At 54.3% G+C, this 440-nt stretch carries 1 rRNA gene; it reads left to right on the top strand.

From position 1 onward, the window contains the following. A 16S ribosomal RNA gene (locus KGF48_RS20785) occupies window positions 1–440 on the top strand; the annotation flags it as partial.

The raw sequence follows: 440 nt of genomic DNA, 5'->3' as shown, positions 1-440 counted from the left end.
CCTACGGGGGGCAGCAGTGGGGGATATTGCACAATGGGGGAAACCCTGATGCAGCGACGCCGCGTGGAGGAAGAAGGTTTTCGGATTGTAAACTCCTGTCGTTAGGGACGATAATGACGGTACCTAACAAGAAAGCACCGGCTAACTACGTGCCAGCAGCCGCGGTAAAACGTAGGGTGCAAGCGTTGTCCGGAATTACTGGGTGTAAAGGGAGCGCAGGCGGACCGGCAAGTTGGAAGTGAAAACTATGGGCTCAACCCATAAATTGCTTTCAAAACTGCTGGCCTTGAGTAGTGCAGAGGTAGGTGGAATTCCCGGTGTAGCGGTGGAATGCGTAGATATCGGGAGGAACACCAGTGGCGAAGGCGACCTACTGGGCACCAACTGACGCTGAGGCTCGAAAGCATGGGTAGCAAACAGGATTAGATACCCCAGTAGTC

The sequence above is a fragment of the Clostridioides sp. ZZV15-6388 genome, assembly GCF_020657755.1.
Lineage (GTDB): Bacteria > Bacillota > Clostridia > Peptostreptococcales > Peptostreptococcaceae > Clostridioides.
This window is presented reverse-complemented; position numbering and strand designations above follow the sequence as displayed.